Here is a 14242-nt window from a genome sequence, read left to right as displayed (position 1 = left end):
TCAATTGTGGGTGCGACGTTTGTCCATCCCCGAAGGCGCTCGTCTCTCGCTCTCTTACTTGCCGGCGTAAACCAGGCTCGGCAGCCACAGCACGATCTTCGGGAAGATGATGCAAAGCGACAGGCCGAGCGCCTGAAGGCACAGAAACGGGACCGCGCTGCGGAAGATCATCGCCATGGTGATCTCCTTGGGCGCGACGCTCTTCAGGTAGAACAGGGAGTAGCCGAACGGCGGGCTGAGGAACGCCATCTGCATGTTCACCATGAAGATCACGCCATACCACAGCGGGATGTCGTCGGGCTTCACGCCATCGATGCCGAACACGCCGGAGAACGCGAGGCTCTTCATGATCGGCAGGAAGATCGGCACGGTGAGCAGCAGGATGCCCACCCAGTCGAGGAACATGCCCAGGACGAACAGTACTGCCATCATGAGGAACAGTACTCCGTAGGCGGGCAGGCCCGTCCCGATGATGAGGTCGGACACGTAGGTCTGGCCGCCCTTCACGATGAAGAAGCCGACGAACATCGTGGCGCCGAAGAAGATCCACATCACCATGGCCGTGGCCTTCAGGGTGGCCATGCCTGCTTCGTACAACGCCACCCACGTCAGGCGCCGATGCAGCGCGCACACGATCAGCGCGCCGAAGGTGCCGATACCGGCCGCTTCCACCGGTGTGGCGATGCCGAAGAAGATCACGCCCAGCACCAGCAGGATGACGAGGATGGGGGCGATCGTGTTGCGCAGCAGGCGCAGCTTCTCCTTGAAGTCCACGCGCTCCTCGGGCAGCAGCGCGGGGCCGAGGCTCGGATTGACGTAGCACCGGATAGTCACGTAGCCGATGTAGATGCCAGACAGCAGCAGTCCCGGGAACACGGAGCCGATCAGCAACTCGCCCAGCGACTGCTGCGCGACGACCGCATACACGATGGCCATCACCGATGGCGGGATCAGGATGCCCAGCGTGCCGCCTGCCAGCAGCGCGCCGCACGCGAGCTTGGGGTCGTAGCCGCGGCGCAGCATCGCGGGCAGGGCGATCATGCCCATGGTCACTTCCGTCGCCCCGACCACGCCGACCATCGCCGCGAGGATCGTGCAGGCCACCACCGTCGCCGAGGCGAGGCCGCCTTTCACCGCGCCCAGCCACTTGTAGATGACGTCGAACAGCTCCTCGATGATCCCGGCCTTCTCCAGCACGGCCGCCATGAAGATGAACAGCGGCACGGCCGACAGCTGGTAGTCCGTCATGAACGGGAACACGCGCGAAGGCAGCATGTTGAGCACGCTGCCGTTGCCGAAGACGTACAGGTAGATGACAGCGAGGCTGCCGGTGCAGAACGCCATCGGCAGCCCGAGCGCGAGCAGCAGGGCGAGCGAGCCGAACAGCAGGATCGTGAGCCAGCCGATGCCGATCTCGAAGCCCATCAGGCGATCTCCTCGCGCACGATGATGATGTCCTTGATGAGTTTGGCGACGCCCTGCATGGTGAGCAGCAACGCGCCGATGGGCATGGTGAGCTTGACCGGCCAGTACTGCACGCCCCACTCGGTGAACGAATGTTCGCCGACATTGACGGCGTCCATCGCGAAGCGCGCGCTGGTCCACAGCATGGTAAGGATGAAGATGAAGAAGAACACCGAGGTCACGATGTCGGCGATGGCCTTGCCCCGCCTGGACAGCTGCGCGTAGACCACGTCCACGCGCACGTGCTGGTCCTCCTTGTAGGCGAACGCGCCGCACAGCATGTACTGCATGCCGAACATGAGGAACATGCTCTCGTGCACCCAGTTGGTCGGCGAGTTGAAGATGTAGCGCGCCATCACCTCGTAGTAGTAGGCGAATACCGCGATGACCGCCCACCAGGCGACGAAGGCGCCGATGCGCGTGTTGATGTCGTCGATCCAGTTCGTGAACTTCGTGTGCATGCCCAGCGACGCGGCCTGCCCGACGCCGCCTTCATGCACTTCGTCGGGAGGCAGCTCCACCGTCTGGCGGAAGCGATTCTGCAGTTCATGTTCGCGGCGTCGGCGCACGAGCCCCGGCAGCAGGAAGGCGTCGACCACCAGCATCAGCGCAAGAACCATCGCGACCCGGCCGGTCATTGTGTGCCAGTAGTCCGTGACTCCCTTGGCTCTGTCGAAATCGCGCTGCTTCGCCTCGACTTCGGCCTTGGCCTTTGCCGCGTCCGCCGGGTCGGCCTGGCCGGCTGCATCCTGGACCGCTTCGAGCGCTGCTCGTGTACGCGAAGTCTCGTCACGCACCTGCAGCGTCTGCGCGTTGCAATAGACGATGCCGAGAAAGAACGGAATGAAGACGAATCCCCAGGCACTTCGCAGGTAGAAGCGGTGGATGCCCAGGTAGCCCGCAAGCGCCCAGAACAGGTACGCGATGGGGTAGGTCGGGCGCCCGTCCGGGGGATTCTCCATCTGCCGCCGTGCCAGCCACGCGGCAATGAGGGGAAAGAAGATGAGGCCCGACCAGTAGAGCCAATGCGGGAGGACGAAACTGATGCTCGGCATCGGATCTGGACGGGCCTTGGAGTGATTGCCTCAGGCGTCTATCTTCAGGCCCTTGTACATGTCCGGCGTGACGTAGCCGCAGGTGTGCGACTCCATGACCTCCAGCTGCAGCTTGAACAGGCGCGCGGCGTCCTTGTCCTTGTTGGCCCACTTGAACCAGATCGGCACCGCCACCCGCTGGAACTTCGGCAGGTCCTGCGCCGGCAGCCGCGTGATCTGCGTGCCGGCCTTCTCGAACTTGCCCCAGGCTTCCATGTCCGCCTTCTGGATCGCGGCGTGGTGTTCGTTCGAATAGACCTGGACCTCGTCATCGACCCAGCGCTTCATGGCCGGCGACAGCTTGTTCCACACGTCCATGCGCACGCAGAAGTCCATCAGGTCCACCGGCTGGTAGATCGACTCGAGCCCCGGCGGCCCGGTCCAGATGTACTTCGACACCTGCTGGAAGCCGAGGTCCCAGTTCACCGCCGGGCCCGTGTAGTCGGCGGCCTCGATGGTGCCCTTCTCGAGTGCCGAGAACACTTCGCCGCCGGGCAGCAGCGTCGTCTTCGCACCGATGGCGGCGAAGCCTTCGGCAATCATCCCGCCCGGCACGCGCAGCTTGAGGTCCTTGAAGTCCTCGATGCCGCGGATCGGCTTCTTGCTGTGGATGATGTTCGGCCCGTGATGGATGCGGTTCACGTACATCAGGCCCTGCTTCGCGAAGATCTCGCGCGCCGCCTGCAGGCCGCCCTTGCTGTAGAAGAAGATGTCCCACTCGTGCGGGTAGCGCAGGCCCATGAGGTAGGAAGAAAGGAACGCCGTGGCCGGCAACTTGCCCGCCCAGTAGAGCGTGAAAGAATTCATCGCCTCCAGCACGCCGTTCTTCACGCCGTCGAGCAGCTCGAAGTCCCCCACGACTTCCTTGGCTGCGAACGGCTTGAACTCCAGCTCGCCACCGGTCTTTTCCTTGATGGTGCCGCACCAGTTCTTGAAGGTCTGCAGCCCGACACCCGCCGGCCAGGAAGTCTGCACCTTCCAGACCGTCGTCTCCGCCGCCCGCGCGTTGCGAACGAAGGGCGCGGAGAGCGCCACGGCCGCGCCGGCCGCCGCCACGCCCGATGTCCTGAGGAGCGCGCGCCGCGTGGCGCCTGCGCCGACTGCCGATGGGTGGTTCATCGCACGATCTGTCGCCATATCGTTTCTCCTTCACCGAAAACCCGCTGAACGGGCATGGGGCGTGGGCATGGCGGGGGGATGACCCACCCTGTCCGACGCGCGATCTTGCGCTCCGCGTGTGACGCGACGGACTAGGACAAACGCGAACCCTGCAGTTGAACGCAACGCTTCGGCACGCTATCGTCGCGGTGGGCTGGCATGGCGCCGGCGAGAGGTTCACTCATGAGTCGGTCGTCGAGCGGCGCGGCAGCCGCGGCGCGCAGCATCGCTTCGGGCGAAACGAGCGCCGAACAGGTCGTGCGCGATTGCCTCGATCGAATCCGCGAACGCGAACCCGCTGTCGGGGCGTGGCAGTGGCTGGACGAGCAGCATGCGATCGAACAGGCGCGCGCGTGCGATCGGCTGCGCGATGCGGGCGGCCCGTGCGGTCCGTTGCACGGCGTGCCGGTCGGCATCAAGGACATCGTCGACACCGCCGACATGCCCACCGAGCTCGGCACGGTCGTGCATGCCGGGCGCAGGCCCGCATCGGACGCCGCGGTCGTGTGGGCGCTGCGCGCGGCCGGCGCCGTGATCCTCGGCAAGACCGTCACCACCGAACTCGCGACTTACTCGCCGGGAAAGACGCGCAATCCGCTCGATGCGACTCGCACGCCGGGCGGATCGTCCTCGGGTTCCGCGGCGGCGGTGGCGGCGGGCATGGTGCCGCTCGCGCTCGGCACGCAGACGAACGGTTCGGTGATCCGCCCCGCGGGGTTCTGCGGCGTGCATGCGCTGAAGCCGACCCACGGCGCGCTCACGCTGGAGGGCGTGCTGCGCGTGTCGCCTTCGCTGGATACGGTGGGGTTTTTCGGCACGTCGCTCGAAGACCTGGAGCTCGTGTGCGGCGCGCTGGGTGCGTTCGCGCCCGCGCAACCGCTCGCGGCGCCGCCTCGGCTCGCATTCGTGCGAACGCCGCTGTGGCCTCGCACCGAACCCGCGTTGCGCGCCGCGTTCGACGAGATGCTCGAGCGGCTCGGCGGCGACTGCGAGGAATGGGAACTGCCCGCCGCGCTGGAGCCGGCGTGGGACTGGCACACGACGATCATGGAAGCCGAAATGGCTTTCCACCTGCGCGCCGAATGGGACCGGCGCCATGAGCTCTCGCCCTCGCTGCAAGGCCAGCTCGCGCGCGGGCGCGAGACGAGCGCCTTCGGCTACCAGCGCGCGCAGTCCGGCGCGCAGGCGCTGCGTTCCGCGCTCGGGGAGGTGTTCTCGGTGTACGACGCGATCGTCACGCCCGGCACGTTCGGCGTGGCACCGCTCGGGCTGGAATCGACCGGAGACCCGGCCTTTTGCACGCCCTGGTCGCTCGCGGGCGTGCCCGCGTGCAACGTGCCGCTGCTGAAGAGCCCCGAGGGCCTGCCGATCGGCCTGCAGCTGGTGGGCGCGCGCGGTGCGGACATGCGGCTGCTGCGGATCGCGAGCTGGCTCGAGGGGCGCGTCGGCCCGTGAACTCGGCTGCTTCTCGCCGCGATGAACTCGCGACGCCCTGGATTCCCGCCTGCGCGGGAATGACTGCAGTGTGACTCATCTGCCATCTCGCAGCGCGCTCGCCACGGGGCTGGCAAAATTGGCGGCATGAGCGCGCCAGCACCGCTACCCAGGGACGATCGACTCAAGCCGAGGCCTGCCGAGGGCTATGCGGGCGACGTGACGCCCGAGCTCGCCTGGAAGTGGGCGAGCGAGGGCGAGGCGGTCCTCATCGACATCCGCAGCGACGCCGAGCGCGAGTGGGTCGGCTTCGTCCCCGGCGCCTTGCACCTCGCATGGAAGCAGTGGCCGGGCATGGTGATGAACCAGGACTTCGACTCGGCCATCGTGCGCGCCGCGCAGGGGAAGAAGGCGGTGCTCCTGTGCCGCAGCGGCGTGCGCTCCATCGCGGCCGCGCGCCGCGCGACGGAACTCGGCATCCAGGCGTACAACGTGCTCGAAGGCTTCGAAGGCGAACGCGACCAGGATGGGCACCGCGGCAACCACGGCGGCTGGCGCTTCCGCGGGCTGCCCTGGCGCCAGAACTGAACCACAACGAACCGGGAACTCATGGCCGTCAATCTCACCGCGCCCACCGAGGCGCAGCTTCATCCCGTGCCCGGGGTGCGCATCGGCGTGGCCGAAGCCGGCGTGCGCAAGGCGAACCGCAAGGACCTCACCGTCGTCCTGCTCGATGCGGGCACGCACGTGGCGGGCGTCTTCACGCAGAACCGCTTCTGCGCGGCGCCCGTGCAGGTGTGCCGCGAACACCTGCTGCGCGGCGGCATCCGCGCGCTCGTCGTCAACACGGGCAATGCGAACGCAGGCACCGGCGAGGACGGGCTCGCGCGCGCGCGTTCCACCTGCGCGGCACTCGCGCGGCAACTCGATCTCGCGCCCGAGCAGGTGCTGCCGCTTTCCACCGGCGTGATCATGGAGCCGCTGCCCGTGGACCGCATCGTTGCGGGGCTGCCCGCGGCAGTGGCCGATGCCGCCCCCGGCCACTGGCTGCGCGCGGCCGAAGGGATCATGACCACCGACACGCTGCCGAAGGCGGTGAGCCGGCAGGTGACGATCGATGGCGCGACCGTCACGGTCACGGGCATCGCCAAGGGCGCGGGGATGATCCGGCCGAACATGGCGACCATGCTCGGCTTTGTCGCGACCGATGCGTGCATCGACGCGAAGCTGATGCAGCCGCTCGCGTTCGATCTCGCGGAAGGATCGTTCAACCGCGCGACGGTCGACGGCGACACGTCGACCAACGATTCGTTCATCGTGATGGCGACGAACCAGGCGAGGCATGCGCCGGTGACGTCGTTCGACGGCGACGCGGGCCGCGCGCTGAAAGCCGCGATGCTGGAAGTGGCGCGACTGCTGGCTCAGGCCATCGTGCGCGACGGCGAAGGCGCCACCAAGTTCATCACCGTGCGCGTGGAAGGCGGCGCTTCGAAGGACGAATGCCTGAACGTCGCGTATGCGATCGCGCACTCGCCGCTCGTGAAGACCGCGTTCTTCGCGAGCGACCCGAACCTCGGGCGCATCCTGGCCGCCGTCGGCTATGCCGGCATCGCGGACCTCGACCAGACGAAGATCGACCTGTATCTCGATGAAGTGCATGTCGCGGTGGCGGGCGGCCGGCATCCCGCGTATCGCGAGGAGGACGGCCAGCGCGTGATGAAGCAAAGCGAGATCACGGTGCGTGTGGCACTCGGCCGCGGCGCGGTCGCCGATCAGGTGTGGACCTGCGACCTGAGTCACGACTACGTGAGCATCAACGCGGATTACCGCTCGTGACCTCGCCGCAGTCCGTGACCTCGGCGCCGTTCGTGACCACACGACCATCCGTGATCTCACGACCACCCGTCACCTCGCCCGCATCCCTCACCTCGCCCGCATCCCTCACCTCGCCCGCATCCGTCACCTCGCCCGCATCCCTCACCTCGCCCGCACCCGTCACCTCGCCCGCACCCCTCACCTCGCCCGCATCCGTCATCTCGCCCGCATCCCTCACCTCGCGGCCATTCCCGCCCCCTCCCCGTCATTCCCGCGAAAGCGGGAATCCAGAGCGCCCATGAACGAGAAATTCGAACAGCTCATCGCCCACGCGGGCGAATTGCTGGCCCGCATCGAAGCCATCCTCCCCCAGCCCCTCACCTCGCCCGACTGGACCGCTTCCGTCGCGTGGCGCTACCGCAAGCGCTCCTCCGGCCACGGCGTGCTGGAGCCGGTGCGCAACCTCGCCACGATCCGCCTCGACGACCTGAAGGAAATCGACCCGCAGAAGGAAAAGATCCAGCGCAACACGCAGCAGTTCGTGCAGGGCCACACCGCCAACAACGTGCTCCTCACCGGCGCACGCGGCACGGGCAAATCCTCGCTCATCAAGGCGTGCCTCAACGAATATTCGCCGCAGGGCCTGCGCCTCATCGAAGTCGACAAGACCGACATGGTGGACCTGCCCGATATCGTCGACGTGGTCGCCGCGCGCCCCGAGAAATTCATCGTCTTCTGCGACGACCTGAGCTTCGAGGAGGGCGAGCCGGGCTACAAGGCGCTCAAGTCGATCCTCGACGGCTCGGTTGCCGCGGCCACGCCCAACGTGCTGATCTACGCGACGAGCAACCGCCGCCACCTCCTGCCCGAGTACATGAAGGAGAACCTCACCTACAAGCACACCGACGACGGCGAGGTGCATCCCGGCGAAGCGGTGGAAGAGAAGATTTCGCTGTCGGAACGCTTCGGCCTGTGGGTGAGCTTCTACCCGTTCAACCAGGAGGAATACCTCGCGATCACGGCGCAGTGGCTGCTGCACTTCGGCGTGAGTGCCGATGCCGTGCAGGCGGCGCGTCACGAGTCGCTCGTCTGGGCGCTCGAGCGCGGCTCGCGCAGCGGACGCGTGGCATATCAGTTCGCGCGGGACTACGCGGGAAGACACGAGGCGTGAGCAACTCCACCATCGTGGCCGATGCCGATCGCGCACGCGCGGGCGGCGCGCATCGCGGCGAAGTCGAAGTCGCGGTCGGCGTGCTGATCCGCCCCGACGGCCGCTTCCTCCTCACGAGCCGGCCGCCGGGCAAGGTGTACGAGGGCTACTGGGAGTTTCCGGGCGGCAAGGTCGAGCGCGGAGAGACCGTGGAAGAGGCGCTCAGGCGCGAACTGCAGGAAGAGATCGGCATCACGATCGGCGCGGCGCATCCGTGGCACGTGCAGCGTGTCGACTATCCGCATGCTCTGGTACGGCTGAACTTCCTGAAGGTGTACGAATGGACCGGCGAGCTGCACATGCATGAAGGGCAGGCGTGTGCGTGGGAGGAGCTGCCGGTGAAAGTGGTCCCCGTGCTGCCGGGCACGGTGCCGGTGCTGGAATGGTTTGCCGAGGAGCGCGGATTCGCGGGTGCGACGCACAGCGTCGAGGAGTGAGCCGGCCGGGCACCCGCCTTTCGTGCCCGCCTTTCGTGCCCGCCTTACGTGCCCGCCTTTCGTGCCCGCCTTTCGTATGTCCGCCTCGCGGAACCGGTTTACCCGGATCGTTACCCACTCGGTAACGACCTCGAAAGGAACCTTCATGCGAGTCACCCCGTCGTCCCTCGATGTCAATGGCGACACCGCCGGATCGGTGAGGCCGGCCGATTCCGGTCTGGAGCCCCGCGCGTCGGCTCGGCTCCGAGCGGACGCCGACAAGGCGACGAAGCCGGTGGAGGGACGCGCGCACGTCGCGTCTCCCAAAGAGACGGCGTTCGTCAAGGCCGCGAAGTTCGTGCGGACGCTCACCAAGAGCAAGGTCGAGGGAATGAACGCGGCCGACTTCCTGCTGGCAAACGTCCTCGAAGCGGCCGAGAAGCTTGCGGCGCTCGAAGCCGCGGCCCCGAATTCCATGAGCAACGATCCGGTCCAACGGGGTGAGGCATGCCAGGCAAAACAGGATTTTCTGAACGACCTGGACAAACTCCTGCCGAGATTCGACTCTCGGCAGCTGGTTCGGCTGCAGGACGAGTGGCCCGGGCCCATGCCCCCCGAAGTCGCCGCCGGGATTTGTCGCGCGCAATTCCTGCAATCGGCGGGCGCTCTCGCAACGGCATCGAAGGACGAGTCGGCTTTGCCCCTCGTGAAACCGGCAGTCGAGCATTTGGGTCGCTACCTGGCGTACCAGCCTGACGGACCCGCTCCCACCGATCACGTATTCGCGAACGCACTGGAACAATTCGACAAGGACCTCGTTTCTCAGGTGCCTGCTCTCGAGGTGAATACAGAGCTGGCCCTGCTCGACCTCGATGCACTGGGGCGCCACATTCCGCGATTCGCGCGGGAGATCGAATCCATCGTGGCCCGGCGGGAGAGCGGCCGAGCGGCTACGGGTTCATAGGGACCTCGCAGGAATGACGGCGGCGCGCGGCGTCTCTGTCCGAAGGGACAAGACTTTCGAAGGGAACTCCCCGGCCGCAGCCGTTACCCACCTGCGCATCCACTCACGAAACCACATCATGCATTCAGCCACCGAAACGACCACCACTTCCGCCGGCCTTGCCGGCTTCACGCCCGCTGCCGGCGTGGCGCCCTCGGGGACCTTCACGCCCGAAAAGGCCGCCGAGGCGCGCGGCCCCGGGGACCGACGTCCGTCCGATGTGCGTCCCGTCCCGGGCCGCGCGCGAGAAGACGAAACGAACAGCGGGCCCCGCGTCGTCTTGTCGGAAGCCGAAACTCGATTCAGCCGTTCCGCAAATACCCTGTCGATTTTCCTTCGAGGAAAGAACGAGGGAGGCGGCATCGATTCGGTGATCTGCCGGCTGGTGCGCAATTGCGCGGTCGAACTCGCAGCTCTCGGAAACGACAGCCAGCATCCGAACGTGCACGGCGCGAGGCAGCGCTTCCTGAGTGAGGTGGACAACTTCCTTTCGCGCCTGGGCGATCGCTCCTTGCGGGATCTGCACGAGAAGTGCGTGAAGAAGCACGCCGCAGCCGAGGTGACCGACAGGATCGCCCAGGAGATTTCGCGTCGTCGCGAGGAGATTGCGCGGCAGCGCGGTCTTCGCGCCGAATTCCTCGCGAAGGCGAATGAGCTCGCCGCAGTCTTCGAGCGCCATGCCGGCTCGGTCTCGGGCCCGTCCGATGTGGAATCCGCCAATGCCATTCGTCATGCGATGCAAGCTTGGCAGGCGTACCAGGCAACGAATCCGGACGTCGACGCCGATCAGGAGGTCCGGGAGGCACTCAAGAAAGCCGTAGAGGATGTGGTCCTCCTCTCGCGGTTCCATGGTCAGAACGCCGCCCCGGAAGGGTCGGACTCCGAGGAAGAAACCAAGTAGCAGGAGGCCGATGGTGGCCAAACGCGCCGGCAACGGCGCGTCCCGCCACCTCACCGCGTCTTCGGATCTCCGAACGGCTGATCATCCGGCGGCGTCTCGTCCGGCACGCGAAACCGCTCGTTGCCCCAATCCCCCAGATCGATGCTCTTGCAGCGTTCGCTGCAAAACGGCCGATACGGATTCGAGGGGGCATACACGCTCTCGCCGCGGCAGACCGGGCAGCGCACGATCCGCGCCGCGGCCTGGCCTGCCGTCATCACGAACACAGCGTGAGTTCGAACGACGCGGCGTCGCCGCTCGCCTGCAGCCGCTCGCCTTCCTGCTTCATGAGCCGCACCGAGACCATCAGGCGATTGCCGCTGATTTCCGGCACGAGGCCGAGCTGCGGATCGATGCTGAGTCTGAGAAGCTGGAAGGTGCGCCCCTGCGGGAGGTTCTGCTGCAGCTGGCCGTTGGCCGCCATCACTTTCTGCGGCGAGCCCGAGTCGCGCAGCAGCCTGAGCAGCAGGTGGATGGATTCCGCGAGCGGCCCGAGTGTGGAGGCCCAGCGCTCGAGGTCTTCCTGGCGCGCCTTGGGCGATCGATGCTGCCACGCGAAGTACGAAGGCAAGTCGAACTCGCAAGTGCCGCCGGGGATGTTCACCCGGCTGCGGATGCTCATCAGCCACTCGTTTTCGGCCAGCGGCTGCCCCGCCTTGCCAGGCATGCTGTTCAACGCGGAAAAACATGCGTCGAGCTGGCCGACGACTTCGTCGAGCACCTTTTCGGAAATCGCGGGGTTGCCCCGGTAGCCGTTGAGCACCTGCCGCTGCCGGTCGATGTCCTTCATCACGTCGGACTTGAGATCGGCTCGCGCGCCGACGTCCATGATCTCGAAGATCGTGGCGAGCGCGTAGTGGTGGTCGAGCGCCTCGCCGCGCGACATCAGGGTGCCGAGGCGGCGAAACAGATGTTCCAGCCGCAAATAGGTGCGGATGCGTTCGTTGAACGGATATTCGTAGAGGATCACTCGATGCGGCCCGGTGCCTGCGTTTGGGCAGCCCGCATCATAGCCCGAAGGCCGCGGCCACCTGCGCCACTTCCCCCGCGAGCTCCCCAAGCGGCAACGCTTCGTTGCAAATCACGATGTCCGCGGCCGCGAGGCGCGCCGCGCGCGGCGCCTGCGCGGCGATGATCGCTTCCACTTCCTTCGGCGCGAGGCCGCTGCGCTCGACGACGCGGCTCACCTGCGTCGGGCCCGAGCAGTCCACGACCAGCACGCGATCGAGCTGCGCGCGCCAGCGGCCGGACTCCACGAGCAGCGGGATGTCGAAGACGATCGCGCGGTGTGCCGATGCGACGGCGGATCGCACCTGCCGCTCGATCTCGACGCCCACGAGCGGATGCACGATGGCTTCGAGCTGCCTGCGCGCCGCCGGGTCCGCGTAGACGCGTTCGCGCATCTTCGCGCGATCGAGGGCGCCTTCGGCCGTGACGAAGTCCGCGCCGAACTGCCGCGCGAGCTCGGCAATCGCCGCGCCGCCCGCGGCCGTCGTGGCCCGCGAGATCGCATCGGCGTCGATCGCCGCGGCGCCGTGGCCCACGAGCATCTGCAGCACGGTGCTCTTGCCGCTGCCGATGCCGCCGGTAAGCCCGATCCGCAGGACCATCGCTCCCTTCAGTAGCGCACGCCCAGCACACCCAGGATCGCCCCCGGGCCGAAGATCATGCCCGTGAGCCCCGCGAGCGCGAGAAACGGCCCGAAGGGCACGTACCGCCCTTCGCGCAGCGCATCGGAGAGTTTCATCACGATCCCGATCGCCGCCCCGATCACCGAGGCCATGAGGATGATCGGCACGAGCGCCTGCCAGCCGAACCACGCGCCCAGGGCCGCGAACAGCTTGAAGTCGCCATAGCCCATGCCTTCCTTGCCGGTGAGCAGCCTGAAGGCCTGGTAGACGATCCAGAGCGACATGTAGCCCCACACCGCGCCCCACACCGCGGTGGAAAGCGGCAGCCGCGTCCAGCCGAGCGCCGCCACGATGAGCCCGCCCCACAGCAGCGGCTGCGTGATGTCGTCGGGCAGGAGCGTGGTATCCCAGTCGATCAGCGCGAGCGCGAGGATCGCCGCGGAGAAGACGCACCAGGCGACGCCCTCGAGCCCCAGCCCCCAGTGCGCGATGCAGAAGGCGAAGAGTCCGCCCGTCGCGGCTTCGACGATCGGGTAGCGCAGACCGATCGGCGTGCCGCAGTTCGAGCACTTGCCGCGCAGGACCGCGTAGGAGACGAGCGGGATGTTTTCGTACCAGCGGATCATGTGTGCGCACTGGCGGCAGCGCGAGCGCGGCGTCACGAGGTTGAAGGGCGGCCCCGCGTCCGCCGCCTCCTGGCCCTGCATCTGCGCGCATTCGGCGGCCCACTGCCGCTCCAGCATTTTCGGCAGCCGGTAGATGACGACGTTCAGGAAGCTGCCGACGAGCAGACCGAAGACGCCGGCGATGACGGCGTCCGCCACGGGAGACAACAGCATCAGACGACCTGGCCCAGCTTGAAGATCGGCAGGTACATCGAGATCACGATGCCGCCGATCAGCCCGCCCAGGAACACGATGATGATCGGCTCCATCAGGCTCGAGAGGCCCGCCACCATGTCGTCGACCTCGGCTTCGTAGAAGTCCGCCGCCTTGCCGAGCATGTGGTCGATCGAGCCGGACTCCTCTCCGATCGCGCACATCTGCAGCACCATGGTCGGAAACACGTTCGCGTTCTGCATGGCCACCGTGAGGCTCGTGCCGGTGGAGACTTCCTGCTGGATCTTCTCGGTCGCCTTGATGTAGACCGAGTTGCCCGAGGCGCCGCCCACGGAGTCGAGCGCTTCGACGAGCGGCACGCCGGCCGCGAACATCGTGGCGAGCGTGCGCGTCCAGCGCGCGATCACCGACTTGTAGATGAGGTCGCCGAAAACCGGCAGCTTCAGCATGAGGCGGTCCATGAACTGCTGCACCCGCTCGTTGCGCTTCCAGGCCTGCATGAAGAAGTAGAAGCCGCCGCCCAGCCCGCCGAAGATCAGGTACCAGTAGGAGACGAAGAATTCGCTCATGCCGATCACGAAGAGCGTGGGCGCGGGCAGGTCGGCGCCGAACGAGGTGAACACCTGCTTGAACGCCGGGATCACGAAGATCATGATCACCGTCACCACGATGAAGGCCACGACGACCACGGCGGCCGGGTACATGAGCGCCGACTTGATCTTCGACTTGATCGCTTCCGTCTTTTCCATGTAGACGGCCAGGCGGTCCAGCAGGCTTTCGAGAATACCGGCCGCTTCGCCCGCTTCCACCAGGTTGCAGTAGAGGTTGTCGAAGTAAAGCGGGTACTTGCGAAACGCGGCCGAGAGCGACGTGCCGGTCTCGACGTCGGTGCGGATGTCGTTCAGGAGCTTCGTCACGCTCGCATTCGAGTTGCCGCGGCCCACGATGTCGAACGCCTGCAGAAGCGGCACGCCCGCCTTCATCATCGTCGCGAGCTGGCGCGTGAAGATGGCGATGTCCTTGGCCGCGATCTTCTTGCCCGAACGCATGCGGCGCTTCTTGATCTTGCCCGGCGTGATGCCCTGGCGCCTGAGCGCCGACATCACCTGGTGTTCGCCGCCCGCGCGAGTTTCGCCCCGCACCTGCTTGCCGTTGCGGTCCTTGCCCTCCCACTCGAAGACGAACTCCTGGACCTGGATCTTTCCCGCGGTGCCGCTTGCTGCCGTTGCCATGATCGA

Annotated in this window: 16 protein-coding genes; 7 read left to right on the top strand and 9 right to left on the bottom strand. The window is 66.7% G+C overall.

Translation table 11 applies throughout. The features are described from left to right. Window positions 1-54: 54 nt before the first annotated feature. From VHA82_RS05765 to dctP, 3 genes are read right to left on the bottom strand one after another with little or no spacing between them, the layout of a single operon-like run. Window positions 55-1425 (bottom strand): TRAP transporter large permease subunit, encoded by a 1371-nt coding sequence (locus VHA82_RS05765; RefSeq protein WP_325541142.1) that lies wholly within the window; start codon window positions 1423-1425, stop codon window positions 55-57. Beyond that, window positions 1425-2519, bottom strand: a complete 1095-nt coding sequence (locus tag VHA82_RS05760) for a TRAP transporter small permease subunit (RefSeq protein WP_325541140.1) — start codon at window positions 2517-2519, stop codon at window positions 1425-1427. The genes VHA82_RS05765 and VHA82_RS05760 overlap by 1 nt, the downstream gene beginning before the upstream one ends. Before the next feature lie 30 nt (window positions 2520-2549). Then, window positions 2550-3695 (bottom strand): TRAP transporter substrate-binding protein DctP, encoded by a 1146-nt coding sequence (gene dctP / locus VHA82_RS05755; protein WP_325541139.1) that lies wholly within the window; start codon window positions 3693-3695, stop codon window positions 2550-2552. 204 nt (window positions 3696-3899) lie between these two features. Here dctP and VHA82_RS05750 point away from each other — a divergent pair, with 204 nt between their 5' ends. The 3 genes from VHA82_RS05750 (at window position 3900) to argJ (ending at window position 6986) form a co-directional block, all read left to right on the top strand. Continuing rightward, window positions 3900-5171, top strand: a complete 1272-nt coding sequence (locus VHA82_RS05750; RefSeq protein ID WP_325541137.1) for an amidase — start codon at window positions 3900-3902, stop codon at window positions 5169-5171. 126 nt (window positions 5172-5297) lie between these two features. Next, window positions 5298-5738: a rhodanese-like domain-containing protein gene (locus tag VHA82_RS05745; protein ID WP_325541136.1), complete on the top strand. Its 441-nt coding sequence runs from the start codon at window positions 5298-5300 to the stop codon at window positions 5736-5738. A 21-nt stretch (window positions 5739-5759) separates the two neighbouring features. Then, window positions 5760-6986 carry a bifunctional glutamate N-acetyltransferase/amino-acid acetyltransferase ArgJ gene (argJ, locus tag VHA82_RS05740; RefSeq protein WP_325541134.1) on the top strand — a complete coding sequence of 409 codons (1227 nt, stop codon included), beginning with the start codon at window positions 5760-5762 and terminating at the stop codon, window positions 6984-6986. On the opposite strand, the gene VHA82_RS05735 is transcribed toward argJ, so the two are convergent. Beyond that, window positions 6964-7185: a hypothetical protein gene (locus tag VHA82_RS05735; protein WP_325541132.1), complete on the bottom strand. Its 222-nt coding sequence runs from the start codon at window positions 7183-7185 to the stop codon at window positions 6964-6966. The two genes, argJ and VHA82_RS05735, sit on opposite strands and share 23 nt — an antisense overlap. A 78-nt stretch (window positions 7186-7263) precedes the next feature. On the opposite strand from VHA82_RS05735, the gene VHA82_RS05730 reads away from it, so the two are divergent. From VHA82_RS05730 to VHA82_RS05715, 4 genes are all read left to right on the top strand, one after another. Further along, the gene (locus tag VHA82_RS05730; RefSeq protein ID WP_325541130.1) at window positions 7264-8136 is read left to right on the top strand and encodes an ATP-binding protein; all 873 of its coding nucleotides are present in this window, start codon (window positions 7264-7266) and stop codon (window positions 8134-8136) included. Next, on the top strand, window positions 8133-8612 hold the full coding sequence (locus VHA82_RS05725) for an NUDIX domain-containing protein (protein WP_414708631.1): 480 nt from the start codon (window positions 8133-8135) through the stop codon (window positions 8610-8612). The genes VHA82_RS05730 and VHA82_RS05725 overlap by 4 nt, the downstream gene beginning before the upstream one ends. A gap of 145 nt (window positions 8613-8757) precedes the next feature. Beyond that, window positions 8758-9555, top strand: coding sequence for a hypothetical protein (locus VHA82_RS05720; RefSeq protein WP_325541128.1), 798 nt, complete (start codon window positions 8758-8760; stop codon window positions 9553-9555). 118 nt (window positions 9556-9673) lie between these two features. Then, entirely contained in the window at window positions 9674-10495 is an 822-nt protein-coding gene (locus tag VHA82_RS05715) for a hypothetical protein (RefSeq protein ID WP_325541126.1), read from the top strand. 50 nt (window positions 10496-10545) lie between these two features. Here VHA82_RS05715 and VHA82_RS05710 read toward each other — a convergent pair whose 3' ends face one another. Genes VHA82_RS05710 through VHA82_RS05690 form a run of 5 tightly spaced genes read right to left on the bottom strand, consistent with a single transcriptional unit; the run spans window position 10546 to window position 14236 of the window. Beyond that, complete coding sequence (locus VHA82_RS05710) at window positions 10546-10752, bottom strand: DNA gyrase inhibitor YacG (protein ID WP_325541124.1); 207 nt, start codon at window positions 10750-10752, stop codon at window positions 10546-10548. Beyond that, window positions 10752-11504, bottom strand: coding sequence for a cell division protein ZapD (gene zapD / locus VHA82_RS05705; RefSeq protein WP_325541122.1), 753 nt, complete (start codon window positions 11502-11504; stop codon window positions 10752-10754). The genes VHA82_RS05710 and zapD overlap by 1 nt, the downstream gene beginning before the upstream one ends. 37 nt (window positions 11505-11541) lie before the next feature. Then, the gene (gene coaE / locus VHA82_RS05700; protein ID WP_325541120.1) at window positions 11542-12144 is read right to left on the bottom strand and encodes a dephospho-CoA kinase; all 603 of its coding nucleotides are present in this window, start codon (window positions 12142-12144) and stop codon (window positions 11542-11544) included. Window positions 12145-12152: 8 nt separating this feature from the next. Continuing rightward, window positions 12153-13004, bottom strand: coding sequence for an A24 family peptidase (locus VHA82_RS05695; protein ID WP_325541118.1), 852 nt, complete (start codon window positions 13002-13004; stop codon window positions 12153-12155). Next, window positions 13004-14236: a type II secretion system F family protein gene (locus tag VHA82_RS05690; protein WP_325541116.1), complete on the bottom strand. Its 1233-nt coding sequence runs from the start codon at window positions 14234-14236 to the stop codon at window positions 13004-13006. The genes VHA82_RS05695 and VHA82_RS05690 overlap by 1 nt, the downstream gene beginning before the upstream one ends. Window positions 14237-14242: the final 6 nt, after the last annotated feature.

The organism is Ramlibacter sp. (genome assembly GCF_035548915.1).
Lineage (GTDB): Bacteria > Pseudomonadota > Gammaproteobacteria > Burkholderiales > Burkholderiaceae_C > Ramlibacter.
This window is presented reverse-complemented; position numbering and strand designations above follow the sequence as displayed.

What these genes read in the sequence shown, in the direction of transcription:
- VHA82_RS05765 (WP_325541142.1), bottom strand. Translation starts at nt 1,425, where the DNA reads ATGGGCTTCGAGATCGGCATCGGCTGGCTCACGATCCTGCTGTTCGGC.
- VHA82_RS05760 (WP_325541140.1), bottom strand. Translation starts at nt 2,519, where the DNA reads ATGCCGAGCATCAGTTTCGTCCTCCCGCATTGGCTCTACTGGTCGGGC.
- dctP (WP_325541139.1), bottom strand. Translation starts at nt 3,695, where the DNA reads ATGGCGACAGATCGTGCGATGAACCACCCATCGGCAGTCGGCGCAGGC.
- VHA82_RS05750 (WP_325541137.1), top strand. Translation starts at nt 3,900, where the DNA reads ATGAGTCGGTCGTCGAGCGGCGCGGCAGCCGCGGCGCGCAGCATCGCT.
- VHA82_RS05745 (WP_325541136.1), top strand. Translation starts at nt 5,298, where the DNA reads ATGAGCGCGCCAGCACCGCTACCCAGGGACGATCGACTCAAGCCGAGG.
- argJ (WP_325541134.1), top strand. Translation starts at nt 5,760, where the DNA reads ATGGCCGTCAATCTCACCGCGCCCACCGAGGCGCAGCTTCATCCCGTG.
- VHA82_RS05735 (WP_325541132.1), bottom strand. Translation starts at nt 7,185, where the DNA reads ATGACGGATGCGGGCGAGGTGAGGGGTGCGGGCGAGGTGACGGGTGCG.
- VHA82_RS05730 (WP_325541130.1), top strand. Translation starts at nt 7,264, where the DNA reads ATGAACGAGAAATTCGAACAGCTCATCGCCCACGCGGGCGAATTGCTG.
- VHA82_RS05720 (WP_325541128.1), top strand. Translation starts at nt 8,758, where the DNA reads ATGCGAGTCACCCCGTCGTCCCTCGATGTCAATGGCGACACCGCCGGA.
- VHA82_RS05715 (WP_325541126.1), top strand. Translation starts at nt 9,674, where the DNA reads ATGCATTCAGCCACCGAAACGACCACCACTTCCGCCGGCCTTGCCGGC.
- VHA82_RS05710 (WP_325541124.1), bottom strand. Translation starts at nt 10,752, where the DNA reads ATGACGGCAGGCCAGGCCGCGGCGCGGATCGTGCGCTGCCCGGTCTGC.
- coaE (WP_325541120.1), bottom strand. Translation starts at nt 12,144, where the DNA reads ATGGTCCTGCGGATCGGGCTTACCGGCGGCATCGGCAGCGGCAAGAGC.
- VHA82_RS05695 (WP_325541118.1), bottom strand. Translation starts at nt 13,004, where the DNA reads ATGCTGTTGTCTCCCGTGGCGGACGCCGTCATCGCCGGCGTCTTCGGT.
- VHA82_RS05690 (WP_325541116.1), bottom strand. Translation starts at nt 14,236, where the DNA reads ATGGCAACGGCAGCAAGCGGCACCGCGGGAAAGATCCAGGTCCAGGAG.